At 44.1% G+C, this 25,261-nt stretch carries 24 protein-coding genes, 1 tRNA gene and 3 pseudogenes; 8 read left to right on the forward strand and 20 right to left on the reverse strand.

Annotation, left to right across the window (positions count from 1 at the left end):
• The first annotated feature begins 162 nt into the window (after positions 1-162).
• Positions 163-747 carry a helix-turn-helix domain-containing protein gene (locus tag C1T21_RS09460; RefSeq protein WP_013370447.1) on the forward strand — a complete coding sequence of 195 codons (585 nt, stop codon included), beginning with the start codon at positions 163-165 and terminating at the stop codon, positions 745-747.
• 205 nt (positions 748-952) lie between these two features.
• Here C1T21_RS09460 and C1T21_RS09465 read toward each other — a convergent pair.
• From C1T21_RS09465 to C1T21_RS09480, 4 genes and pseudogenes are all read right to left on the reverse strand, one after another.
• A pseudogene (locus C1T21_RS09465) lies at positions 953-2,649 on the reverse strand (ribulokinase).
• Positions 2,650-2,823: 174 nt separating this feature from the next.
• A pseudogene (locus tag C1T21_RS28460) lies at positions 2,824-2,886 on the reverse strand (hypothetical protein); the annotation flags it as partial.
• Between the two features lie 408 nt (positions 2,887-3,294).
• Positions 3,295-4,401, reverse strand: a complete 1,107-nt coding sequence (locus C1T21_RS09475) for a GntR family transcriptional regulator (protein WP_103048048.1) — start codon at positions 4,399-4,401, stop codon at positions 3,295-3,297.
• 196 nt (positions 4,402-4,597) lie between these two features.
• Positions 4,598-5,749 (reverse strand): sn-glycerol-1-phosphate dehydrogenase, encoded by a 1,152-nt coding sequence (locus C1T21_RS09480; protein ID WP_103048049.1) that lies wholly within the window; start codon positions 5,747-5,749, stop codon positions 4,598-4,600.
• Between the two features lie 168 nt (positions 5,750-5,917).
• On the opposite strand from C1T21_RS09480, the gene C1T21_RS09485 reads away from it, so the two are divergent.
• Positions 5,918-6,121: a hypothetical protein gene (locus tag C1T21_RS09485; RefSeq protein ID WP_103048050.1), complete on the forward strand. Its 204-nt coding sequence runs from the start codon at positions 5,918-5,920 to the stop codon at positions 6,119-6,121.
• Positions 6,122-6,253: 132 nt separating this feature from the next.
• Here C1T21_RS09485 and fabV read toward each other — a convergent pair whose 3' ends face one another.
• Together fabV and C1T21_RS09495 are read right to left on the reverse strand one after the other, a co-directional pair.
• Positions 6,254-7,417, reverse strand: a complete 1,164-nt coding sequence (gene fabV / locus C1T21_RS09490) for an enoyl-ACP reductase FabV (RefSeq protein WP_103048051.1) — start codon at positions 7,415-7,417, stop codon at positions 6,254-6,256.
• A 216-nt stretch (positions 7,418-7,633) separates the two neighbouring features.
• Positions 7,634-7,990 carry a winged helix-turn-helix transcriptional regulator gene (locus C1T21_RS09495; RefSeq protein WP_103048052.1) on the reverse strand — a complete coding sequence of 119 codons (357 nt, stop codon included), beginning with the start codon at positions 7,988-7,990 and terminating at the stop codon, positions 7,634-7,636.
• A 199-nt stretch (positions 7,991-8,189) separates the two neighbouring features.
• Here C1T21_RS09495 and C1T21_RS09500 point away from each other — a divergent pair, with 199 nt between their 5' ends.
• Positions 8,190-8,720, forward strand: coding sequence for an NAD(P)H-dependent oxidoreductase (locus tag C1T21_RS09500; RefSeq protein WP_103048053.1), 531 nt, complete (start codon positions 8,190-8,192; stop codon positions 8,718-8,720).
• Positions 8,721-8,860: 140 nt separating this feature from the next.
• On the opposite strand, the gene C1T21_RS09505 is transcribed toward C1T21_RS09500, so the two are convergent.
• Positions 8,861-8,945: transfer RNA gene (locus tag C1T21_RS09505), tRNA-Leu, on the reverse strand.
• Between the two features lie 393 nt (positions 8,946-9,338).
• Between C1T21_RS09505 and C1T21_RS09510 the strand changes: the two genes are divergently transcribed.
• Complete coding sequence (locus C1T21_RS09510) at positions 9,339-9,773, forward strand: N-acetyltransferase (protein WP_103048054.1); 435 nt, start codon at positions 9,339-9,341, stop codon at positions 9,771-9,773.
• Between the two features lie 109 nt (positions 9,774-9,882).
• Here C1T21_RS09510 and C1T21_RS09515 read toward each other — a convergent pair whose 3' ends face one another.
• Positions 9,883-10,389 carry a GNAT family N-acetyltransferase gene (locus C1T21_RS09515; RefSeq protein WP_103048055.1) on the reverse strand — a complete coding sequence of 169 codons (507 nt, stop codon included), beginning with the start codon at positions 10,387-10,389 and terminating at the stop codon, positions 9,883-9,885.
• Between the two features lie 70 nt (positions 10,390-10,459).
• Positions 10,460-10,975 (reverse strand): hypothetical protein, encoded by a 516-nt coding sequence (locus C1T21_RS09520; RefSeq protein ID WP_103048056.1) that lies wholly within the window; start codon positions 10,973-10,975, stop codon positions 10,460-10,462.
• 299 nt (positions 10,976-11,274) lie between these two features.
• On the opposite strand from C1T21_RS09520, the gene C1T21_RS09525 reads away from it, so the two are divergent.
• Positions 11,275-11,775, forward strand: a complete 501-nt coding sequence (locus tag C1T21_RS09525) for a hypothetical protein (protein ID WP_103048057.1) — start codon at positions 11,275-11,277, stop codon at positions 11,773-11,775.
• 201 nt (positions 11,776-11,976) lie between these two features.
• Here C1T21_RS09525 and nspC read toward each other — a convergent pair whose 3' ends face one another.
• The 7 genes and pseudogenes from nspC to C1T21_RS09560 form a co-directional block, all read right to left on the reverse strand.
• Complete coding sequence (gene nspC, locus C1T21_RS09530; RefSeq protein WP_023987969.1) at positions 11,977-13,116, reverse strand: carboxynorspermidine decarboxylase; 1,140 nt, start codon at positions 13,114-13,116, stop codon at positions 11,977-11,979.
• Between the two features lie 8 nt (positions 13,117-13,124).
• Positions 13,125-14,324, reverse strand: coding sequence for a saccharopine dehydrogenase family protein (locus tag C1T21_RS09535; RefSeq protein ID WP_013309649.1), 1,200 nt, complete (start codon positions 14,322-14,324; stop codon positions 13,125-13,127).
• Positions 14,325-14,638: 314 nt separating this feature from the next.
• Positions 14,639-14,902: a bacteriocin immunity protein gene (locus tag C1T21_RS09540; RefSeq protein WP_103048058.1), complete on the reverse strand. Its 264-nt coding sequence runs from the start codon at positions 14,900-14,902 to the stop codon at positions 14,639-14,641.
• A gap of 159 nt (positions 14,903-15,061) precedes the next feature.
• Positions 15,062-16,942 carry a molecular chaperone HtpG gene (gene htpG, locus C1T21_RS09545; protein WP_103048059.1) on the reverse strand — a complete coding sequence of 627 codons (1,881 nt, stop codon included), beginning with the start codon at positions 16,940-16,942 and terminating at the stop codon, positions 15,062-15,064.
• 192 nt (positions 16,943-17,134) lie between these two features.
• Positions 17,135-17,746: an SMI1/KNR4 family protein gene (locus tag C1T21_RS09550; RefSeq protein ID WP_103048060.1), complete on the reverse strand. Its 612-nt coding sequence runs from the start codon at positions 17,744-17,746 to the stop codon at positions 17,135-17,137.
• 154 nt (positions 17,747-17,900) lie between these two features.
• Positions 17,901-18,916, reverse strand: a pseudogene (locus tag C1T21_RS09555) (hypothetical protein).
• Positions 18,917-18,956: 40 nt separating this feature from the next.
• The gene (locus C1T21_RS09560) at positions 18,957-19,442 is read right to left on the reverse strand and encodes a hypothetical protein (protein ID WP_103048061.1); all 486 of its coding nucleotides are present in this window, start codon (positions 19,440-19,442) and stop codon (positions 18,957-18,959) included.
• A gap of 135 nt (positions 19,443-19,577) precedes the next feature.
• Here C1T21_RS09560 and C1T21_RS09565 point away from each other — a divergent pair, with 135 nt between their 5' ends.
• The gene (locus C1T21_RS09565) at positions 19,578-20,708 is read left to right on the forward strand and encodes a phosphodiester glycosidase family protein (RefSeq protein ID WP_103048062.1); all 1,131 of its coding nucleotides are present in this window, start codon (positions 19,578-19,580) and stop codon (positions 20,706-20,708) included.
• A gap of 134 nt (positions 20,709-20,842) precedes the next feature.
• On the opposite strand, the gene C1T21_RS09570 is transcribed toward C1T21_RS09565, so the two are convergent.
• The 3 genes from C1T21_RS09570 to C1T21_RS27860 form a co-directional block, all read right to left on the reverse strand.
• Positions 20,843-21,292, reverse strand: a complete 450-nt coding sequence (locus tag C1T21_RS09570; protein WP_103048063.1) for a DUF6386 family protein — start codon at positions 21,290-21,292, stop codon at positions 20,843-20,845.
• A 221-nt stretch (positions 21,293-21,513) separates the two neighbouring features.
• Positions 21,514-21,612: a hypothetical protein gene (locus C1T21_RS27555; protein WP_014599622.1), complete on the reverse strand. Its 99-nt coding sequence runs from the start codon at positions 21,610-21,612 to the stop codon at positions 21,514-21,516.
• Positions 21,613-21,712: 100 nt separating this feature from the next.
• A complete protein-coding gene (locus C1T21_RS27860; RefSeq protein WP_258012405.1) occupies positions 21,713-21,940 on the reverse strand; it encodes a hypothetical protein in 228 nt (75 codons plus the stop codon).
• A gap of 396 nt (positions 21,941-22,336) precedes the next feature.
• On the opposite strand from C1T21_RS27860, the gene C1T21_RS09580 reads away from it, so the two are divergent.
• The gene (locus C1T21_RS09580) at positions 22,337-22,675 is read left to right on the forward strand and encodes a helix-turn-helix domain-containing protein (protein ID WP_103048065.1); all 339 of its coding nucleotides are present in this window, start codon (positions 22,337-22,339) and stop codon (positions 22,673-22,675) included.
• 162 nt (positions 22,676-22,837) lie between these two features.
• Positions 22,838-24,229, forward strand: a complete 1,392-nt coding sequence (pdxR, locus tag C1T21_RS09585; protein ID WP_103048066.1) for a MocR-like pyridoxine biosynthesis transcription factor PdxR — start codon at positions 22,838-22,840, stop codon at positions 24,227-24,229.
• Here pdxR and C1T21_RS09590 read toward each other — a convergent pair.
• On the reverse strand, positions 24,224-25,075 hold the full coding sequence (locus tag C1T21_RS09590; RefSeq protein WP_180984570.1) for a DJ-1/PfpI family protein: 852 nt from the start codon (positions 25,073-25,075) through the stop codon (positions 24,224-24,226). The two genes, pdxR and C1T21_RS09590, sit on opposite strands and share 6 nt — an antisense overlap.
• Between the last annotated feature and the right edge of the window lie 186 nt (positions 25,076-25,261).

Raw genomic sequence — 25,261 nt, forward strand, 5'->3', positions numbered from 1 at the left:
TTAATATATCGGCACCTTAAACTTCCATTTTTATAGGCCAAATGGACCTTATTTTCCATAAACCGGTTAAGCCCATGGGATTAAAAGAAAATCAGGAGAGGAGTCACTTGCAAAGCCCCCTTCGGGTATAGTAGTATGTGGTTAAAAAAAATCGGAGGGTATATGCCTAAACAACAAGATAAACATTCCATTCAGGCGTGGTCTCTGATCAATCGCAAATATTTGGGAAAAGGCGTGCGTGTCAAGCGTTTTCGTAAACCAACACGCTGTCAAGTGCGCAATCGCGTTTTGCTTGCCGTTTTGATGGCTAATGACATTAAACTGTCCCAACTTGCCGAGGAGCTTTCCATTTCCTCCCGTAGTGTCAGTGCGTGGGTATATGAAGGTCGCATTCCCGGCAACACTAATCTGGAAAAGACGTGTAATACACTTGGTTATCCGCACCATATTCTATTTAATGAAGAGGTTGTCCGGCGTTCACCACTCATCTGTCAACCATCGCCGTCCCGTTTTATGAAACGGACTGTGACTCGTTCTCCGGTTAAAAATCGGATCTTGGCGGGTCTATGCATGGTACATGATATTTCGGTGACCGATGTGAGTCATTGGATTGGCGTTCACCCCGGTACATTTCGGAAATGGTTGCATCAGGGTACCGTTCCTTCGCAAACCTTCCAGGATCAGGCGGAACAGTTTTTCCGTATTCCAAAATCCATTTTGTTTGCTGATGCCATGCTGAAAAAGTAAAAATGTCCGTAAAAGAGAAATGCTTGAAATTTTCATGAAAGTCTTTGAAAGGAACGCATTACCATCTTTCATCCGCTGAGACTTTCACATCATGTAATTCACAGAATATAAAATGCAAAAAAGCACAGTCTGCCGATTCCTCGGCGCACTGTGCTTTTTAGATAACAGAGTTTTACATACTTCTTGCTTATATTTTGTCAGTTTCTTAAGAATGAATGCTTGTCGCTTCAGTTGAACGACCGGCTTCTTCCTTGATGGACTTCAGCTTTTTCATCACCAGGTTGCCTCCACGTCCAAAGTAGTCGTGAAGACGGCTGTATTCCTCGTACAGCTTATCATACACGGCCGCGTTCTTAGGGATCGGCTTGAAGCTCTCGTCCCGTACACGAGCCATATGACGCGCTGCTTCGACGATATCGTCGTACCCTCCAGCTTCAGCTCCCGCAGCCACTGCTGCGAACATGGCCGCACCCAATGCAGGAGTTTGAGTAGAAGCCGCCACCTTAATCTCACGTCCGGTTACATCTGCATAAATTTGCATCAAAAGGCGATTTTTCTGCGGCAATCCACCGCACGCATACAATACGTCTACTAGCACGCCGTTATGATGGAACGCATCGACAATTTTACGTGTTCCGAAAGCAGTTGCTTCCAGCAATGTACGGTACACTTCTTCTGGCTTCGTCAGCAACGTATATCCGACAATCAGCCCCGTCAGGTTGGTGTTAACCAACAGAGAACGGTTACCGTTCCACCAATCCAGCGCCAGCAACCCGGTTTCCCCCGGCTTATATTCAGCCGCTTTACGCTCCAGCCATACATGGACGTTCACACCTTCCGCAGCTGCCTGCTCCTTCACTTCGCCGGGAACAGCATGATCCACAAACCATGCGAAAATGTCTCCTACAGCCGATTGTCCAGCCTCATACCCGTAATAGCCCGGAATAATTCCGTTCTCTACAACGCCACACATACCCTCTACTTCTTTTTCTTCCTCACCGAGGAGCATGTGGCAAATGGAAGTTCCCATCGCCATCACCAGCTTGCCTGGTGTGACGACGCCTACTGCCGGAACAGCCGCATGTGCATCCACATTGCCTACCGCTACTGCCGTTCCCGGATTCAGTCCGAGTTTTGCAGCCATATTCTCTGTTAATCCACCCGCACGGGCACCCAATTCATAAATCTCACCGCGCAGCTTCGTATCCGTCAAATTTTCTAGACGCGGATCGAGCGCTTTGAAAAATTCACGATCCGGATAACCATCGCGATGATGATAAATAGACTTGTAGCCAGCTGTACACTGATTACGTTTCAGTTCCCCGCTGAGCTGGGAAATTACCCAGTCGGTCGCTTCTACAAAGCGGTCTGTTTGATTATAAATGTCCGGTGCCTCGTTCAGAATTTGCCAAATTTTTGCGATCATCCATTCGGAAGAAATTTTCCCTCCATAGCGGGGCAGAAACGCCTCTCCGCGCTGCGAGGCAATATCATTTAAACGGTCCGCTTCATCTTGTGCTGCATGATGCTTCCACAGTTTCACCCAACTATGCGGGTTATCTTTCAGGTTCTCGTCAAAGCACAACGGTTGTCCCTGCGCGTCGATCGGCAGCATCGTACATGCTGTAAAATCAATTCCGATCCGATGATATCGTCTGGAGAAATCCCTGTCTCCTTCATAACAGCAGGTACGGAGGTAGTCAGCACTTCAATATAATCAGCCGGATGTTCCAGCGCCCAATCTATATCCAATTTGCGTCCACTACCAGGCAACACTTCATCCATAACTCCATGACGGTAAGGTATTACATGTGTAGCAATTTCAGCTCCGTCAGACAGGTCAACAATAACCGCACGGCCGGACTGCGTTCCATAATCGACACCAATTGTATACTTGCTCATTTGTGTGCCTCCTCCTTTATCGTTGACCATCATAAGCGTTCGCCCATGCTTGCGCAGAAAATGCTTACCCAGCAGCACCAGATCCACTAAGGTGAATTCTGGATTCCGAACGAAAGAACGGTACAGTGCCAGATGATGTGTAGGCGTATCTGACGAAGGCCGAAGGTCAACCTCGACAATATCGCCTTGTAGAATCAGTACAACCAGTTGCTCCGCTTTCAGTTCTTCATAGGCCACGCCTTGGAAGAGCCAAATTGGCCTCCCATACTTCCTTTTTCAATTGTTCTAATATGTATTAGGTACTCCTTTTACTTCATTTCTGAAATCTGCATTGGAGGAGGTGACTGAAACCAACCTGAAATGGAAAATTACAGGAAGGTTGTAACGACCCTTTATCCTTGGTTCCGCTTTCATTATATGGTTGTACGTACAACTTAGCTAGTCTTTTTTATGTATTTTTTCGATAGATTTATGTACTCATACTCATTTTCAGAAAAAATATAACAAAAACAGCCTATTTCTGCAATCCAGAAAACAGACTGTTCGGTATGACGAAAAACATGCCATCAAATATTAAGCGTTAAAGCTGTATACTTACTAACCTGTCCTTACATGTTAAGTAATAAAAGCTACTCATCTCCCAGCCTAGTGTTCTCCAGGCATGACCTGGACAGGCCCCGTAGATTCACGAACGATGAGCTCAGGCGGTAGAATTAACTGTCGATCTTCTTCATGGTAGCCCTTCTCTTCAATCATTGACAGCATGGTATCGGCAGCACGTAACCCCAATTCTTCCTTTGGATGCCGAATTGTCGTTAGCTTGATTTCCGTTGCTGTCGCCAAAAATGAATCATCAAACCCAACCAGCGATAGATCATTGGGAATGTTCAGGCCCGCCGAACGTACAATATCTAGGAGTCGAATAGCCAACTCATCATTATAGGTCACCCATCCGGTCGGGCGCTCTCCCGCCTCCATCGCCAGCAGCTCCGACGCACGTTGTAATGGAATCTCATTTTTTTCTTCTGTCCGGTAGGTAGTTACTGCGTTCGGGTGTAATGTCACTCCATATTTGCGGTGAGCGGCTACAAATCCCTTCATACGCAGAATTCCCTGCATATCATCAGTTTTGAAAAATCCAGCCAAGCGTCGGTGTCCCAGCTTGATCAAATGCTCTGCCGCCAAAAAGCCACCCTTTTCATCATCCACACGCAGACAAGGTGCATCCATTTCCTCATAACGCGCATTGATCATCAAGTAAGGAATTTGACGATTTTCCACGGTTAAATAATAGTTCAGATTGGGATTGCGCTCCCCACTTTTGGTCGGTTCAATAATAATTCCGCTCAGCGGTTGACTCAGCAGCATTTCCAGACACTGACGTTCTTGCTCGGGGTCATTGCCTGTGCTTGACAGCAGCAACTTGTAGCCCTGGCGGCTTAATTTGGATTCAATTCCCTGTACAATAGATGGGAAAATATAATCCGATATATAGGTTGTAACGACTCCAATCGTCCTTGGATCTTCGGGCTGCTTACTGTCCCGTGTCGCGACAAAGGTTCCCTTGCCCTGCATACGAAACAGCCAACCTTCCTGCACCAGCTCGCCCAGCGCCTGACGCACCGTTTGCCGACTAACCGCAAATTGTTCAGACATTTCATGCTCAGATGGAAGCTGGCTTTGCGGCTCCAGTTTGGATGAATGAATCCATGACAAAATTTCCTGTTTAACTTGTATATATTTGGGCGCCATAATTTCCTCCGTACCTGCAATATCGTGTACCTGTTCATATTCTACGATTATAGCATATCGTTCATTTGTACATACAAATGTTACAGGAGCAAGATATCGACGTATAGCTGCCGGAGGCGTAAACCCATTCGCTAATCCCTTCCTTGCTACACATAATTGACTGAATATTTAAAGACTGCTTGTGTAGATGTACATACTACGAACGAAGCAATTGATGTTCATTCATATACTTGAGTCCTGTATAGCGATCACGTAAGGTATGAGCCGTGCGCAAAGCACGAGCAAGCTGTTCCTCTGTAACACCCAGCTCGGCAATGGTAGACGGGCCTCCGACCTGAGCCAGCCATGCACGCATCTGCTCCGACGTAGGCAAAGCCCGATACACCTTAAAGGCCTCTACATCCTGGCTGGCAGCTAAATCCCTGTACATGTCAGACAGCAAAGCGGATGCTACGCCTACTTTGGCACCATGCAAAACTTGCTTGCGTCCCTCTGCAATAAAATCCATTTCAATTCGGTGGGAAATATGGTGCTCTCCCCCTGACGCTGGACGGGAATGATCTATCATCAGCATCGAAATACCGGATGCAATCAGCGCATTCATCAACACCTCAACACCTGCCTTGCTGCCTGCCGCAATCTCATCGACATGCTCTACACAGGCACGTAAAGCCTCCTCGGTAATGCGGTTAGCCACAGGTGAATACGGCTCGTTTCCCAAATCTCTGGATACATGCCAGTCGGCTAATGAGGTAAACTTACCGAGCATATCGCCAAAACCTGCGGCAGTCATCGCTTGTGGCGCATTCGCCAGCACGGACAAATCAGCAAAGATCGCCTCTGGCGGAACCGCTTGGAACGTCTGCTTGCTGCCGTCCACAATCAGCGGCGCGCCTGCGGAGGTAAAACCATCCACGGAAGCAGCCGTCGGTACTGACAAGAACGGACGATTCATTTTATAGCACACGAAGCGAACCAGATCATGAATCGTGCCGGAGCCTACAGCAAGTACAGCCTGACTCTTATCCGCCACACCCAGCAGCACCTTCATAATGTAAGTTTCATCAGCAATGACATCCCCTACAGCATTCGGAGGCAACTTAACTACATCAACTGTCAAACCTGCCTCACGGATCAGCTCAGCCACTTTTTTTCCTGCTGCCGCTGAAGTATGTTCATCTTCTACCAGAGTTACATGACGATAATCCTGTTGGTTCAGATAAGGAACAACGGATTCCAGTGCTCCATCCCGTACCTCGATAAACAATTCAACCTTTCGGTGAGGATGATCAGCGTTACTAGCCTGCGCCTCTTCGTTCCACAGCTTGATCTGCTCATTCATATTCATTTCATCAGCCTCCTGAAAAAGGAATAATTTACACGAAAATGATCCATAATGATAAATAGATTCAGTTTGAAAACGATTACTATTTAATTGTACGCACAAGTATGTGTCCAAGTCCAGCGAAAAAGTACAAGTTGCTTTTTAATTTATACATTCGAAAGGAACATGTTTATGAAATTTGGAACGGATATTGCCTGCGCACTTGGGTTACTGGCAGGTACAACGTTTGGCAGTGGTATTGCATTTTTGTTCGGCTGGCAAGCCTATCGAGCTCTGACTTCTGTTGCAGTCTTTGGCGTTGTGGGGATTATCATTACCATTGCCGTTTTTCGCTTGCTGCACCGTAAGTCGCTTTCCACGTCTAATTCTCGATAAATGCTGTTAGTGAAAACGAGTGCAACTTGTTTTTTTGCCAATATACATAAAAAACGGGTCTCTTAAGCAATTGCATCGCTTGAGAGTACCCGTTTTTGTTTTACAAATATTTACTTACGAAATTGTATCAACCTATGGATTAACGTCTAATTCATAATCAATTTCATCAAACCCGAATCCAAATAATTGGAGGAAATCCAGACGGTATTGTTCGAGATCGCCCAATTCAGATACATTTTCTGTAGTGATTTCGGACCAAGCCGCTTTGACAGCCTGCTGCACATCGTCTCTCATTTCCCAGTTATCCAGACGGATGCGTCCTTCTTCATCCGTTTCCACAGTGGACCCACTGTATAGCGTCTCGAACAGACGTTGTGCCTGCTCAATACATCCCTCGTGCAGTCCCTTTTCCTTCATGACCTTAAACAGCAAAGAAATATACAATGGTACGACTGGAATAGCCGAACTGGATTGTGTAACCAAAGCTTTATTCACAGAAACGTAGGCTTTTCCATGATAACGTTCCAGTTGCTTTGTTAGAGTATGTGCTGTAGCTTCCAAATCATTTTTAGCTTGGCCAATGGTTCCTTTACGATAGATAGCCTCCGTAATTTCGGGACCAATATAAGAGTAAGCCAGTGTGGTTACCCCTTCAGCCAGCAGATCAGCTTCTTCCAACGCTTTGAGCCACAAGGACCAATCTTCGCCACCCATTACCGTGATGGTGTTCTCAATTTCCTCCTGCGTAGCCGGTTCTAGCGTAATTTCTGATACGACACCTGTATTGGTATTCACTGTTTTATTAGAAAAAGATTGACCGATAGGCTTGAGAACGGAATTAAAGGTCTCACCCGTATCGGGATGTGTCCGTCGTGGTGAAGCGACACTATACACAATCAGGTCTACCTTGCCCAACTTTTCCTTTACCAGCTTCAACGTCTCCTGCTTAATTTCATGAGAAAAAGCATCTCCATTAATGCTTTCTGCTATGTAGCCAGCTGCTCTGGCCGCTCTTTCAAAGGCTACCGTATTGTACCAGCCTGCTGAAGCCGTGCGCCCCTCTGATGCGGGACGTTCATAGGATACCCCTATGGTATCCGCTCCCAGACCGAAGCTCGCAGCAATACGAGAAGCCAGCCCATATCCAGTAGATGCTCCGATCACAAGTACCTTTTTAGCTCCTTGTATTGACGTGCTGTCTTTGATGTAGTTGATCTGACGATTGACATGAGCCGCGCATCCTCCGGGATGCGCAGTCGTACATATGAAACCACGGATTTTCGGTTTAATAATCATTGCAAGGGTCCCCCTACTTAGACATTGATTTAATATAGATGGAATAGTCCAGTCATAACTATATAGTAAACTAGCTTGCGGCTCAACACAAAGCATAGTACTTGAAGGTACCTGAGGAGTATGCTGCTACAACAGATATCCCCAAACTGGCAACTCTACGAAAAAAAGAAAACCGCCATAAACATCACAGTCTACAACGCTCTTTTACTCCACTATTCATTTTGAATCATTTTCTAACAACATCACATCTTCTCCTTGCTGTTGTCTTATTTTGATATTAGCTCTACCCCAAGAACACATTAAGTCAATAATTTCATTTGCTGTAATTCCATATTCCGTTATATAATACTCCACTTTTGGAGGCATTTGATTATACACATGCCTGCCTATGATACCATCCTTTTCAAGTTCGCGAAGTTGCTGTATAAGAACCTTTTGAGAAATGCCTGGAATACTACGCTGTAATTCACTTGTCCTTTTTCTACCAGACATTAATAAACATATGATTAATGATTTCCATTTACCTCCGATGATCTCAAGTGTTGCTTCTATGCCTAAATTATATTGTTTCATAGTACCACCTCTTCAACGCTAAAATAACAAAGTTTATCTAATTATTTCTATAATGGCATATCTTCACTCTAAGTCCAATGCACACTTTCAAGTAACTATCTTACTTTATTGTGTGTATTTACTTTTTTTGAAGCGTACAGAATAATAATATGAGTATCTACAAAAAGCAAAATATGTTACGCAAGAAAGGTGATTTATGATGAAAACTCTTGTGATTTTAGCTCATCCGAATATTGAAGATTCTAGAGTAAATAAAAGATGGAAACAAGAATTACTTCAATATACCCATGAAATTACAATTCATGAGATTTATAAAGAGTATCCAAACTGGAGCATTGATGTTTTGAAAGAGCAAAAGTTACTTGAAGCACATAACAATGTAATATTTCAATTCCCTTTATATTGGTATAGTTACCCACCTTTATTAAAAAAGTGGTTGGATGATGTTTTTACTCATGGATGGGCTTATGGTTCAAAAGGTAATAAGCTAAAAGGAAAGAAGCTAGGGATAGCAGTGTCCATTGGCGATAAAAAAGAAAATTATTTACCTACTGGTTCCGTTTCTTTTACTGTAGATGAAGTTATAACACCTTTTAAAGCCAGCACAGTACATGTTGGTGCAATATCATTACCCTATTTTGCTGTCTTCGGAGCCTCATTTCAAGCGAGCGATGAAGAAATTAATCAGAGTGCAAAAGACTATATTAAATATATATTCCAGTATAAATAGAATGATTATTTATTTCTGATAACATGACCATAAATGCCGTTCACCAGGAGATGAGCAACACACGGAGCTTCTTGACCATATGAAAACAGGCTCTTGGTGGCATCCAGCCAATCCAAGAACCTGTAATTGTTAGGGTAAGATGCGGTCGAGAGGACTCGAACCTCCACGGGGGGTTAGCCCACACGGACCTGAACCGTGCGCGTCTGCCAATTCCGCCACGACCGCATATTATGTATTCATACCGATGTTTTTCAATCATCGTAATTAAGATTATATCTCCCATGAACCATAAAATCAAGTTATTTTTATATAATATTCTCTATAAATTTTTCCTGAAAACATTCGAAAATAACTGGATATCACACACCAGATATGGTAATATGGAAGCATCAGGAAAGGAGGTGCGTCAACATCAATAATCACATGTTGAGCGTATCCCTTACCCGGTCCGTTATTCTCTAATTTACAGAGTTGACGGAGGCGCGGGATACGGATCAAAGCTTTAGTTAGGCGCCACGGGTAGAAAGACCGTCTACGGACGGTCTTTTTTATTTCAACATCATACTTCTCATCATTAACTATCGGAATAGATTACATACTATGAAAAGAGGCGATACGATGTCTATTAGACCAGTGAATGTTGAAGAATTTAAGGATTTGGCAGCCATTTGGCTGGATGCTTCCATAGAAGCCCATCATTTTATTGATCCGCAATATTGGAGATCACAAGTGACCGAGATGGAGAGCAATTACCTCCCTCTAGCTCAAAACTATGCTATCATACAGGATGATCATACTATTGGCGGCTTCGTTTCCATGGTGGATGGGTATTTGGCGGCTCTGTTTATACGCATAGACCTTCAAAGAAAAGGCTATGGCAAGTTACTACTAGATTGGGTCAAGAAGCAATATGATCAGATCCAATTGAAGGTATACCAGTCGAACACGAAAGCATTTAACTTTTATACTAAAAATGGATTTACCATTCAAGAGGAATCTATAGATTCCGAGACTGGCGAGAAAGAGTTTGTCATGATATGGACAAGACACTAACATAATGAAGCACCTTCAGCCCTAAAAAGAAAAAGGCTCTGCTCCCGTAAAAATACGGCATAAGCAGAGCCTTTTATTTTATATAATACAACTGACTTTATATAGTCTCTCATTTAAGCCCATAAACCTCGGTATATAAAATCTGTCTAAACGGAGCAAACGCTTGTTCAGCCAGCGCACCAGGATAGCTCATAATTTGAAGCTTCAGATTATCCTGCCCTTCTCTTAATGGGGGCTGTACATACTCAAAATGGTTCATATGAAACCCCAAACGCTCATAAAAACCGATTCTTCTCCGAGTCCATTCATCCACTGGCGGCTCCACCTCCAGTACTACTGGTTTACCGGACTGTGAAATAAACTTGCTCATAAGCTCTTTGCCTAACCCGCTGCCTCGTATAGCCGAATCTACGGCAATGTGCTCTACAAACCGAAAATCTGTAAACTCCCACCCTGCCAAAAAAGCAATTGTTTGCCCTTGTTCGTCCTTTTTGGTAAGTAAGCGATAACACGGATGATGAAGCAGAGCCCTCTGCGACTCGAATGTTCTACATTCCGTTTCAGGAAAAGCAGCCTCCATAATCGCATATACTCTAGAGAATTCAAGTTCATTCATTTATATTTTCAACCCCTCTAACCTTAACTTGTTGGTCTACTAATGTTATTTCCATTAGGACCCTAACCGTTTAGACCTTGTTTAATTCTATAAGCGTCAGCAAAATATGCTCCAACAGCTCTGGAATATCCTCCATCTGATCTTCGTTAATTTGCCTGGAAAACCGAAGTTCGATCTTGTTTTGGTATGTAGAAACCTTCTCTTCATAATTAAAACTCAGCGTTTGGACAGGCCGAAGATCAGGTTTCCAAATTTCGGTCAGTATATTTTCAATCTGTCTGCATTGTGACTCAATCTCACGAATCTCCATGTAAAAACTCAGCAACAAGACACATCCCGGAATTTGATCTTTGATTTCCAAAATTTCCGCAGCCAAGTTGTTTAAATCCGCCTTTAGTTGAATTTCTGCCGTCACACCTGGCTGTTCCCTCAATCTGAATTGGACAGCAAATTCACGCGACATCACGGACATTTCCAATCTATCGATTCGTTGCGTAATATCAATACGTGAATCCAGATTATCCAGATCGTAAACCGTATTTTCTATAGCCACTTTTAAATTATCAAAAACGGTCGGGTCGAACATGTGCAATTCACCTCTGCCTATCGTTACAATTTATTTCCCAAGTCATGTCCAAGTTTTAAAGAGTATACCATATATTTTCCTCCAAGAAACGTATCCTCTAAACGGAACTCCTAGGACAAACTTGTGAACATGAAAAATTCAATTCTGTAACAAAATGTTCTATTATATTTATTTTATTGATAAATATTCCTTTTTATTATTCCAATTTCCTGGCGATTGATATACAATTAACTCAGAAACAGTTACTAATATATTCATATAAATGAATATAAATCCCAAAAAAGAGAGGTAGATTATTCATGAAAAAAACGTTGTTAGCTTCATTAGGCCTTACACTTCTGCTAAGTACTTCTGCCAGTGTTGCTTTAGCCGAAGAAGCAAATTCCGTACCAGTTGCAAAGGAAACAACTATTGCCCCTTTACTTGAATATGATGAACAGGAGCCAAATGATACTTTTGAACAAGCTAACTATTATTTTATAGGTGATGGGGTCATTGGAACCCTCGGTGAAGAGAAGCATGGGATGTGGGAAAACTACGATGTATATAAAATAATGGCAGAAAATAACTCAAGAGAAGTTCACTTCACAATTGAGGGACACAGATATCCCGATTCTTGGTTGGAGCTAACCCTCTTCGATAGTAATGGTCAAAGCATTAAAAGTTCAAAAAATGGTCAATATTTTTTAAATGCAACTCTTGAGCAAGGTAAAGATTACTACCTAGCCGTCAATGCGTTCGGGCTTCAATACGGAGGAAAAATGTTTGACTATAAACTCTCTTCTGAAGCTGTAAGGTAGACTAACTAAATTTATATAACTTTTCAAGTAGTGAATCATTATTTAATGCCCGTTGTCGTATTGGATACATGCAACAGGCACATATAAAGACTAAAAAATCCTAACTACACCAAAAAGCCTCACCCTTTTTTAAAAGGGCGAGGCTTTTGTAGTTCAGTCATTCTATTCGAGGCACTCAGTTCTGTTGCTCCTGTGTAGGTCTTACGACAAACGCGAGCTAAAGTCCTCGTAGGAGAACTGACGGATTACCTTGATGCCTTCTTCGTCGTTGTAGCTGGCGATGGCTGGCAGGTTAACTCCGTTAAACATGTGGTTTTTGACCATCGTGTAATGGGCCATGTCGCAGAACACAAGCTTGTCTCCCGGCTTCAATGGCTCTTTAAAGGAATAGTCTCCAATCACATCTCCAGCCAAGCACGTAAGTCCACCAAGTCTGTAGGTGTAAGCATACTCACCAGGCTGGCCTGCATCAATGATATTCGGGCGATATGGCATTGCCAGTACATCAGGCATATGACATTCAGCCGAAGTATCCAGAATGGCAATATCCATTCCGTTTTTCATCGTATCCAATACGGTCGCAACCAGATATCCAGTATTCAAAGCAATAGCTTCGCCTGGCTCCAGATAAACCTGCACACCATATTTATCCTGAAAATATTGAATACAGCGTACCAGCGTGTCCAGATCATAGTCTTCTCTGGTAATATGGTGACCGCCGCCGAAATTGAGCCATTTCATGTTCTTAATGTATGGCCCGAATTTCTCATCCACCACTTTAATGGTGCGCTCTAGCGTATCTGAATTCTGTTCACACATCGTATGAAAATGAATACCGTCCACGCCATCTAGATCCTCAGGTCTAAAGTTAGCCAGAGTCACACCCATTCTGGAGTTGTTGTAGCAAGGATCATACAACGGCGTTTCGATTTCCGAATATTCCGGATTAACCCGAATGCCGATGTCGATTTTTTTGGAAGTTACGCCTTGCACTCTGCTTTTATAGCGTTTCAATTGATCAAAGGAGTTGAAAACAATATGGTCAACATACTCCAATAGCTCATCAAATTCACTGTCAACATAAGCAGGTGCGTATACGTGAACCTCTTTGTCCATTTTTTCGCGACCAAGTCTTGCCTCGAACAACGAACTGGAGGTTACCCCTTTTAAGTATTTGCCAACCAGAGGAAAGGTCGAAAACATCGAAAACCCCTTAAGAGCGAGCAAAATACTGCAGCCTGTCCGCTCTTGGACGGAATTTAAAACCTCAAGGTTTTTGACAAGAAGTCTTTCGTCAACAAGATAACAAGGTGATGGAAGTCCGGTAATATCAATATTCATCGCAGGCCTCAATCAAGCAACGTTGGCGTAAAGTTCTCTTGCCATGGCAATCCGTGTTTATTTAGTGCTTCCATGAATGGATCTGGATCAAATTCCTCAACGTTGTAAACGCCCGGTTTTTTCCAGATGCCTTTAATAATAAGCATAGCGCCGATCATGGCAGGAACACCTGTTGTATAGGAAATGGCTTGAGAGCCAACCTCTGCATAACATTCCTCATGATCACAAACATTGTAAACATAATATGTTTTTGGCTTTCCATCTTTCACACCTTGGATGATGCAACCAATGTTCGTTTTGCCTTTTGTTCTTGGTCCCAGAGAAGCAGGGTCCGGCAAAATAGCTTTCAGGAATTGCAGTGGAATGATTTGTTGTCCTTCGTAATCAATAGGCTCGATCGAAGTCATGCCTACGTTTTGAAGTACGTTCAAATGATTCAGATAATTGTCCGAGAACGTCATCCAGAAGCGGATTTTTTTCACGCCTTTAATGTTCACAGCAAGAGATTCCAGTTCTTCATGGTACAAAAGATATATATTTTTCGGTCCAATTTCAGGAAGGTCGTATACCTTTTTCTCAGAAAGCGGCTCAGTTTCAATCCACTCTCCGTTTTCAAAGTAACGGCCCTTCGCCGTAATTTCGCGAATATTGATTTCCGGATTAAAATTAGTTGCAAAAGGATATCCGTGGTCCCCTGCATTCGCATCCACAATATCAATCGTATGAATTTCATCAAAGTAGTGCTTTTGAGCATAAGCCGTAAATACTCCAGTCACGCCTGGATCAAAACCGCTGCCCAGCAGAGCTGTAATTCCTGCTTTTTCGAATCTTTCTTTGTAGGCCCATTGCCAGCTGTATTCAAACTTCGGCGTATCCGGCGGTTCATAGTTCGCCGTATCAACGTAATGAACACCTGTCTCAAGGCAAGCATCCATTATCGTCAAATCCTGATAAGGGAGAGCCACATTGATAACCACATCCGGTTGAAAGCTTCGAATCAAGTCAATGACCATGTCGGTGTTGTCAGCATCCAGCTGAGCCGTTTGTATCTTCGTACGACCTCCACCCAGCTTCTCTTTAAGCGCATCGCATTTCTCAACAGTTCTGCTTGCGATACAAATTTCTTCAAATACATCTGGGTTTTGGCAACATTTATGCACCACAACGCTGGCCACGCCACCGGCGCCAATAATCAATGCTTTTCCCAAAATAAATAACCTCCTTATTCCATACGCTAATCGCTAATCATTCTTGCAAACAAAATGATTATAAAGACATCCCACCAAATAATCAAGAAAAACGACAATTTGCTGTGTCAAAATTCACAGGAACATGTCACAAAAACTTTACAATTCCCAAAATTAGGAAGAAAAACTCCGTAAAGTGAGCAGAAACAAACATTATCCCATACACTCCAGGGAAGTCAGCACATATTTAACGGAAGTTTTTTTGAATATAATGCTCATAGCCCCAAAGAGCTAATATTATCTTATTTCTAAACAAAAGACCACCCCTCCGCATTCTATGAAGAAGAAGATTCATGGGGTGGTAAAATAATGGGCTGATAGCGTAGTGCCTCATCTACGATCTCTGCCGCACTCAAGTCACGGTCATCCCAGTAGATCAAATCACTGATCCCCGGATGGGGTGTGTTTTGCATCACTATGGTCAGCATGCTGTCAATTTCCTCTTCCGTTCCCTCACCCCGGATGATTTTATCCACCAACTGTATAAGCTCATTTCGGTTTAAATTTTGGAGTTCCCAGTTGTCTCGATCCAGACTCATGTAATCGCCCTCCTTTGTATTGAGTATAGCCAGCATAGTGTGGGGCCTGTCCCCTTCTTCTGTATTCGCTATATGACCTATTATGGAGATTTAAGAAGTGTTTATGATAAATAAAGCCGCCCCCGGTACGGGAACGGCTCTATACAGTAATAAAGCTTGTTAAACCATGATTTTGCAAATATCGTTCGTGAATTCAACCGGATCTTGCAGCGGCAAGCCTTCGATCAGTAAAGCCTGATTATACAATAATGCCGTATAGAGGTTTACCTTCTCCTTATCTTCGGCAAAAGCTTCTTTCAAAGAGTTGAACACCGCATGGTTTACGTTGATTTCCAGCACTTTATTTGCTTTGACATCGGCGTTATTAGGCATAGCGTTCAAGATTTTCTCCATCTCAATCGTCACTTCGCCGTCTGCGGACAGACATACCGGATGTGTCTTCAAGCGCTTGGAGGCTTTAACACTGGATACCTTGCCTTCCAGCAAGCCCTTCATGTACTCGAACAACTCTTTGTTGTCGTTTTGTTCCGCTTCTGTTTCTTTCTCATTTTCGTCAGACTCAATGCCCAGATCGCCGCTCGATACAGATTTGAATTCTTTCTCTTTGTAGCTTAAGAGCATTTTAATAGCGAACTCATCAATATCATCGGTGAAGTACAGAATTTCGTAGCCTTTGTCAGCCACCATTTCGGTTTGCGGCAGTTTTTCAATACGCTCATTGGACTCCCCGGAAGCATAATAAATATACTTCTGATCCTCTGGCATACGCGATACGTATTCGTCCAAAGTAACCTGCTTTTTCTCTGTAGAAGAGTAGAACATGAGCAGATCCTGCAGAGTTTCTTTATGTCTGCCGTAATCGTTGTAGACACCAAATTTTAATTGTCTGCCAAATGATTTGTAGAATTGATCATATTTCTCCCGGTCATTTTTGAGCAAGGTCAGCAATTGGCCTTTGATTTTGCTTTCGATATTTTTGGCAATCAGCTTCAGCTGGCGGTCATGCTGCAGCATTTCTCTGGAAATGTTGAGCGACAGACTTTCGGAGTCGACCATACCTTTGACAAAGCTAAAATAATCCGGCAGCAGGTCAGGAGATTTTTCCATAATCAGCACACCGTTGGCATACAACTCCAACCCTTTTTCATACTCCTTCGAGTAGAAATCAAACGGGATATTTTCAGGAATAAACAGAATAGCTTGGTACACTACCGCGCCATCCGCGCTGACGTGGATATGCTGGAGCGGCTTGTCGTAGCCATAGCGTTTTTCCGCATAGAAATTTTGATAATCCTCGTCGGTCAGCTCGCTTTTGTTTTTTCTCCAGATAGGAACCATGCTGTTGATACGCTGTTCTTCTTCGTAATCCTCGAACTCGTTGTCGCTTCCCTCTTTCAGACGCTTGCCTGTAATATCCATTTTAATCGGATAGCGGATAAAATCGGAGTATTTTTTAATCAGTGCTTTTAAACGGTACTCGTCCAAATATTCGTCGTAGGACTCATCTTCGGTGTTTGCCTTGATTTTCAGAACGATCTCGGTTCCGACCTCGTCCTTCTCAGCCGCCTCAATGGTATACCCGTCTGCACCTGTGGATTCCCATTTATATGCAGTATCGCTTCCCAAAGCCTTGGTAGTCACTGTAACCACATCGGCTACCATAAAAGCTGAATAGAAACCGACGCCGAATTGACCGATGATGTCATGACCATCCTTGGATTCATTTTCATTTTTGAATGCCAGTGAGCCGCTTTTAGCAATAACACCCAGGTTATTTTCTAGTTCTTCCTTGGTCATACCAATTCCGGTATCACGCAGGGTTAGCGTTCTGTTATCCTTATCGGCAGTTACTTTGATATAGTAATTTTCTTTATCAAAGACCAATTGATCATCTGTTAGTGCTTTGTAATAAATTTTGTCAATCGCATCACTTGCATTGGAGATCAGCTCTCTTAGGAAAATTTCCTTTTGCGTGTAAATCGAGTTAATCATCATTTCGAGCAGACGCTTGGACTCAGCCTGAAACTGTTTTTTCTCCATTCGGATATCTCCTTTCAGATATGAACCTATGTAAGGCCAGCGGATATGAGCTATGCAAACGATTCAACTTTGTTAGCACTCCCATCATTCGAGTGCTAGCCTACCTTTTTTATATCATTCCTCATTTTTTATGTCAATATCTCGGTTGCCTGAGCAGTAAAATTCCATTTCAGGAAATCGCTAGTGTCCGATCTACTTAAACATAACGTTAAACAATTCGACAGAAGATGGAAACAGCCCCTGCACATGGGGAAGCAGATTACTCCTGATCCGCAGCTCATCCTCGTCCAAATGCTGTAGATCCTCATGAAAAAACCACACAATAGGATAATCGCCGTCCTTATGTCTGCTGCCTGCATTTAAACAAACGGGACCCTGGTCGTCCTCTGCTATCGCAAAAGGAATGTAGCCTGCTGACAGCAGAGGTGACCATTGATCGATCAACTCATAAAATGCCTTTAAGCCTTGACCTACAGGTAGACGTGGAAACTCAACAAACGTACAATCGCTCCAGTATACCCCCGGAATGGATTCATTATCGAATTGTAAAGACACATAATGGTAAGACATGATAAAACTTCTCAGCAGGGGCGGCAGCTCAAAATGGTAGGTTTCCTCCATCTCCCGAACTTCCTGTTCTGTAATCTGTGAAGGAAGAGGTTTCCACTTGATCCATCCCTCCTCGTCGACGTCCCCATCACGCATTTCGAAGGGTACATTTTCTTCCACATCCATAAAAAAGGCTTCATCCATCTGTGCAAATAATTCCTTCATGGATGTGCGAATATCCGCTTTCTTGTCCATGTTCTCACACCTCGTTCCTCTCTATTAGTATTTTAAATCAGGGGTTTATGCCAAATGCCCCTCTATATGAAAATAGCATTGTAATCATGTGCTACTACATTTTAAGTTCAGCTTATCAGAACTTGCTATTATCACCATTTGCGGAATATTAGTATTACCAGCGCAATGGCTCATAGTTACGCCAGATCATCCAACGCTCTGTCTCGTGAATTGGAGCGGTACCAATGCTATATTCATCCTTTGTGCCGCTCTGCAAATCAATCAAATGAAGCATACCGCCATACGTTCCAACCGCCAACTTGCCTTCATCGGGTGTAACTGCCCGCCCGGATATCGTACTGCCGACAAAATAGCGCCAAAGTTCACGACCCTCCCTGTCAATCAGACGGAGATAACCGTAGGCATACCCAAAATAGATCCTTGTGTCAGCGCTGTTGCGGCGTATACTCGCATTTCTTCATTCATCATCGGCCATTCTTCCTTATTCTGAGCAAGACCCTGTTCACCTCAGCAATCGACACTTGAATGGTGGCACCGTTGTAGAAATGACAGGCATTATACCAGACGTCCAGATCATCTTTGGAAAATAGAGCATAATGCGGATAACTGGAACTTGGCTCAAATATATGCACCGTCTTATTGGACAGATCCATAAGCATATGCTCACTCATCTGGCTGCCGTAAGCAATCCAGCGTCCATCCTTCGACACAGCTCCATGCGCCATATCCACAATCGTATCTTTCAGCTCTTGTTTTCTCCGTTCAGACGCCTTGGGATGGATCAAGTCCACCCGATCACCACCCAGCAAATAAACGCCATAACCGCAGACCAACAGAAGTCGCTGTCCATCCCCAAACGGAATCACTTCATCTAGTACATCCAGCCATCGGCCTAACGGCTTGCAAAGCCTCCTCGAACGCTGGTGTAAGCGGCCAAGATGCCGCCGGAATCTCCCGACGTAACTGCTCCGTTTCCCCAACCTGATTCGCTTCCTGAATCATACGAAAAATATCTCTGGCCAGCTTGGAGCGCTCGTCCTGCTTCGGTTCTGACTGCTCCTGCTGCCATTCACTTTCCATGCCGACTCTGACAAATTCATTTACATCTGCAGCATACCTTTTCCCTTCCTGTCGCCACTTAGCTGCCATTTCATGATTCAACCAACTCATTCTGCTTCCCCCATTCAACCGTATGTATGTTCCGTTTGTTCTACAGGCTTCGTTCATTCCGTAGGTGGTTTCCCACCTTCGTCAGCACAGACCACAAGTCTGTCACTACCTTCACCTCTTCATAGTCCAGATAAGCATCGCGCTTGTCATAATATTTTACCGCCACAATCACCATCTGAAGCGTCACAGGCTGTCCGGCAGCCTTAAGGACTTCTACAATACTCTCAAAGGTCGCCAGCTCGAACCAGGTTTGAACCTGACGATCTGATATCCACACGGGAATATACTCGTCCTGTTCGTTGGTTACGGCTGTACCATCCTCTGCACATTCCTCCAGCCAATGCTCATCCAAATAATAAATCGGTGTGTGAACAGGAGCCTGATCCCATTGATCCACGTTCACATATAACCAGTTATTATGCAGTTGCCCCACGCTACGCACCAATTCCTGCAATCCTTCAAATACACGATAAGACGGGCGCTCTCTGCGACGATAATCCTCAAGTCTCGTCTCATACCTGCTCATCTCCAGCCCACCCCGTTTCTTTATATCAGCTGAACACTCAAAATTCGCATAACATACATTTACAACTCATAAAACCCGATATAAGTACAAGCACCTCGTAAAGTGTCAAGACTACATAAGGAGATTGATCTATTCATGAAAAGAATCACCGTACTTATTATCCTGTCCATGCTATTACTTGTATCCCCGATCTACGCTGCTGCACCAGCACCTATGCTGGTCTATGTGGACCAGAGTAACCATTCCTTCATCCCGCTTCGCCTCCTGAACAGCTATGAAGGGATCACACTCAACATGACGGCAGCGGACAAAAAAATAGAAATTGCGCAAGGCAATACCCGGCTCACATTATTTATGGGACAATCTACTGCCAAAGTGAATGATCAGACGATCCGTTTGCAAAATGCTCCTTTTACCGATAATGGTTCGACCTATGTACCCTTGCAGTTCATCAGTCAATATCTAAACCTGCAGGTCTCATGGCAAAAGGAAACCTCAGCTGTACGCATTAAGCAGGGTACAACGTCCGTCACGCTTCCGGTACTTACCGGTAAGCTACCCGGAAATACTACACCCATTACGACGGCTCATAAAAGCTTCAAGGTCGGATCTCGTACCTTTTCCGCTAAGGTGGTCACCATCTCTATGCTCCATCCCAAGGTGAACCTGGACGTGGCGCTTGCAGGCGATACTATCGGCAAAGTGGAGGATTTAAGCAGTCTCGCCAAACGCAATCAAGCGGTTGTAGCCATAAATGGTACATTCTTTGACGCCTATACCAAAAGCTCCTACAAAACACCTTACGGCTACCTGGTCAGCCACAAAAAGATGTTGAAAAAAAGCTCCGGCGACCAGCGAACGGTCTTCACCTATGATGCTAACCATTTAGCCGAGCTGGTTTCGGGTTCCGCCTTTGAACAACGGTTAAGCCAAGGCAGCGTCGAAGGTGCCCTTCAAGCCGGACCTCGTCTGGTCACGAACGGACAGATCTCCCTGAATGTCAAAGCCGAAGGCTTCAAGGACCCTAAAATATTAACAGGCGGCGGCGCCCGCAGCGCGATCGGAATGAGTCGGGATCATAAGCTGATCCTCCTGACCACGAGTGGAGCGACTATACCGCAACTCGCCCAAATGATGAAGCAGGCCGGCGCTTATCAGGCCATGAATCTGGACGGCGGTGCTTCCAGCGGGTTGTATTACAACGGCTCCTACCTCACCACACCCGGCCGCCAAATCAGCAATGCCATTATTGTAAAATATCAATAGACGGATAAAGGGCTGTCTTCACGGATGTGTAAGCCGTGGGGATAGCCTTTTTTCCATTTCCCCCCGGTTTCGGTTGTTCCTGCTCTCACCTGTTCAGGCGGCTTGTATGAGCCGTTACGGGTTGATCCTGCAACCTACAATCGAATCAGACTAGTAAAGCTATTGCTGCCTTCGCTTCCTTTTTTTAAAGAAAGATAAATACGGTTGTTTTCTCTACTCGCCGAGCATTCATAAAGTCCGGGTTGCACAGACAGGAACGATCCTCCCCATACACATTCAGGCTCCAGTCCGCCACTTGTGGCTTCCTCCCCTGCTCCAACAAATAGGTTGCCTGAGGGAACCTTCAAAAACAGCCGCACAGCAGGCTTGTCAATATGATCTGTCATCAAAACCTCATAGGTCCCGTCGGCTCCCAGATTCAAAAAAGCTACATTTCCTTTGTTCAACTCGCCCAGCTCGTCCTCTTCGATAGACCACCAATCCGGATCATCGTCCAAACGATGCTTAAGTGCTTGCGTATCAAATAGGCAAAGAGTCGCCGTGTCTGTCGTAAATTGTAATGGACTGCTCGCCATATTCATCATGCGATCCTCCTGATTTTGGTCAGCGAATTTCCGTTTCCCCACGTCTTCCGCTATCCGTATTGCTATATACTTGAGGGGAAATCTCCCTGTATGTAAAGTATAACAATGCTTGCAGGGCCAGACAACATGCTGGGCCAACACCCATTCTGCATAAAAAAGCCCTCTCTCACGATGTCGTGAAAGAAGGCCGATTTGTGGATTTAAGCGATGCTAACCTACTGTTAGATCAGAAAAGACTTAGTAATAATTACCAACAAGATGAACAATACCAAAATCGCTCCTGTGGATGTCCATGCTCCACCGTAACCTACTTCACCCATGTCTGAATCCCTCCTTGCGTTAAAGCTTACTCTTATCGTATGAAGAAAAGCGGATAACGACAGGGCGAATCGGCAAGTTTATTTGCCATGGAAGGGCTACTCAGAAAATGGACTGATACGTTTGAGATAGATCGCTAATGACTCTGGATGACAACTGGCAGAGAATGTCGTCCGTTCTTCGCAGTAACCTGCTCACATCCTTGTATTTCATCTTTTGAAGAAGTGAAGTTTCTAACTGGGATGAAAGAAATTGAGTGGTGCCTATAAATACGACAAGATCCAATCCGGGGTTGGTTTCGGTATGTAATAAGTGCAGCAGGTCAGTCATAGACAGGAATCCCGGAGGGAAAAGGCTGTTGTTTTCTTTCATATATAGAGCTTTTAACATGGAGGTTAACGCCCAGTCACATAGGATAATGCAGCATTGGACTTGATTGTGCTTGTACAGGATTTGGGCTAGTTTCATGTGGTATTGGGATAGAGTGTGAAAATCAGTTATTGAATTATGTAGGTGTTGTGAGGGTCTGGATGGTTGGGTAGGACTTGGAATATAGGTAGAAGGAGCTTCTTTCATATCTATTCCTCCAGAGAATTTCAATATTAGTCTTATTATACTCTAAAATAATACTTATAGGTATACTTAATGCTAAATATACGATTCTTAATCTCATGTTTACCCAAGAAAATCTTGTCTACACTTTTTAGTATGAAGGGGTGTAGATAAATGCAGGACAAAGAAGTGTTAAAGCTAATTGGGGCTAGAATAAGGGTGTTGCGCAAAGAAAAGGGCCTCTCACAAGAAGCTCTTGGGGAAAAAGGTGGATTTCATTTTACATACATTGGACAGATCGAACGAGGAGAAAAGAATGTTTCTTTGATAAATGTAGCTAAGATCGCAAAAGCCCTAGACGTCAACTTAGTTCAGTTGTTTTCATATGTAAGCGAAGACCCCAAAATTGTAGAGTTTGATGAAGATATTATTGAGATTATTACAATGCTCCAAAAATCGAGTCCAGAGAAAGTGCGCTTGGCGAGGAATGTGATAAGGGAAATTATCAACTAAGAAGATTTCCCAAAAAATTATGGGAGTAAAATAAACCCAATGTAAAATTGGGCAACCCCATGTATTTTTCTATAAGAAAGGATGTGTTTCTCAACGCCTTTGTGTTTACACACAGGCTTTTACCCTTGCCGTCACGCGGCATTTTCTATAAGGAGGCCCATAATGTACTTACTGGATGCAAAAAGTAAAAAACCGCTCTACCAACAACTCTACCAACAAATGCGCACCAAAATTCTAAGCGGTGAACTCAGCGCGCAGACCAAACTGCCTTCCAGCCGCCGCCTCGCGACCGAGCTTCATATCAGTAGAAATACGGTGGACACCACCTATCAGCAACTCTTATCCGAAGGCTATATTGTTGGCAAAAGCCGTAGCGGCTATTACGTAGAAACACTCCCTAACACTAAATTCTCCGCATATGCAGATAATGTTCCGGACACGCCTCCCAGTCAATCGCAGCCGGACGGAATTTTATACGATTTCCGGTACGGCAATTTGAGCCCGCAGACCTTTCCGTTTCCGCAATGGCAGCGGTTAACTAACCTCTGTCTGCGACAGGACAAAGAACAATTCTTGAACTACAGTAACTTCATGGGTGAACCCGGACTACGCAATGAACTGGTGAAGTATTTGCATGAATACCGGGATGTCCGGTGTACAGCCGACCAAATATTGATTACTTCTGGAACTATCCATTGTCTTATGATTATCTGTCAGCTCCTCCGAACTGTGGCGAACACCATTGCCATGGAAGATCCGGGTTTCACCGCCGCCCACTCGACTTTTACCAATTACGGCTTTCAGGTACCACTCATTCCGGTTAACAGCCACGGTCTCAATGTCAAAGCATTACGGACCACTACCGCCCAGGCTGTCTATGTGACACCCTCGCATCAATTCCCTACAGGCCGCATTATGTCCATAACTAGGCGTCTACAGCTTATTGACTGGGCCTATGAACAGGAGGCTCTGATTATTGAAGATGACTATGACTGCCACCTGCTCTATGACGTAAAACCAGCACCGGCTCTGCAGGGATTGGCGCCAGATAAAGTAATCTACATCGGCAGTTTTTCTAAAATCCTTTCGCCTTCCCTTAGGGTTGCGTATGCGGTATTGCCGAAAAACTTGGTGCGGCACCTGCAGCAGACAACCAAAAACTATGCCTGCTCAGTGCCCCTGCTCATCCAAAAACCTCTGGAACGGTTCTTACAGGAAAATCTTTTTGAAAGTCACTTGCGGAAAATGCTCCGTCAGTTTAAGAAAAAGCGAGAGATATTGCTACGTGCGCTACAGGAGCACTTCGGCGACACCGTTACCATATCCGGAGTAAATGCCGGTCTTCATATCCTGTTGCATCTAAATCAGCCGGTGTCCTCACGGAACCTAGTAGCCAAGGCGGCCCAGGCCGGTGTATATATCCACGGTGACAATCTCTGGGTGGAATCCTCACCCGGGACAACAGCCCGTGTTCTTTTGGGCTTCGGTGCCATTGCAAACGAGGATATCGACCCGGCTGTCCGCCTGTTGCGCCAGGCCTGGCTTGAATTATAGTTGAAATGATGACTCAATAGCCCCTACCGGACACAACCCGGCACACGGTCCTATACCGACACACCGTTCCACTTGAATATGAAACTGTGTTTCGCCTTCCACAACCGCACTGAATGGGCAATTTTTCGCGCACTTGCCGCATTTGATGCATCTATTGGTAATTGTACGATGTACAGGCAGACCGGCCAGTTTTCTTTGTATACTTTTCCAAGCGTTCCCATATTCCAGTGCCTCGCCTGCTTTTAAAAGGGCATTGCCTCCGGCTGTTTTATAGACGATATGCATTGCTGCATCGTATCCGGCTGTAACCCCGGCTGCCGTGATAATATGGCCGTTGTCAACAAACCGCTCATCTTTCTTCAGCATTATTGTAGGTTCAATAGCCAATAACTTATCAAAAGCCAGATGATGTGTTGTCGCCGACAGCCCGCTAAGGAGCCCTGTCTTGGCCAGTAATACAGCCCCAGTACACACGGATAAGGTAATAGCCGCGTTTTTACTCTGATCCTCCAGCCAGCTAATTACATTGACATTGGCTAAAAGTTCCTCTGTTATTGCGCCGCCGGGAATAACTAAAATGTCGATCTCGGGGCAATCATTAAAATCGTATTCTGCCCTAACAACTAATCCCCCAATTAGTCCCCCCGCCATAGCGCGCAGATCTTTTTTAGTTTCACTGACAGTAAACACGTTATACAGGGTACGCGCTGTCTGATACATAGTCGGCTTTTTGGCCGAGACATAATCCACAGCGGAAAATACCTCATAAGGGCCAATATAATCGGTTGTATCAGCACCATCAAACAAAAATATGCCTACTCTCAAGGGTAATTCATTATTACTCATTGCCAGAACCTCCAACATATATTTATCCGTGCACGTGATACTTATATCAAATCATGTAAACTGTCTTTTACAAAAGAGCCAGATTTCAAGAAATGAAAGAGGCCAGTATTCAAATTCGAACCAAAGACCAAGGGGAGGCAGCCATCATTATTTCTCCTGCCGCTATTCCTTGTCAGCAGATCTGTG

This window comes from Paenibacillus sp. F4 (assembly GCF_002894905.1).
GTDB lineage: Bacteria > Bacillota > Bacilli > Paenibacillales > Paenibacillaceae > Paenibacillus > Paenibacillus polymyxa_B.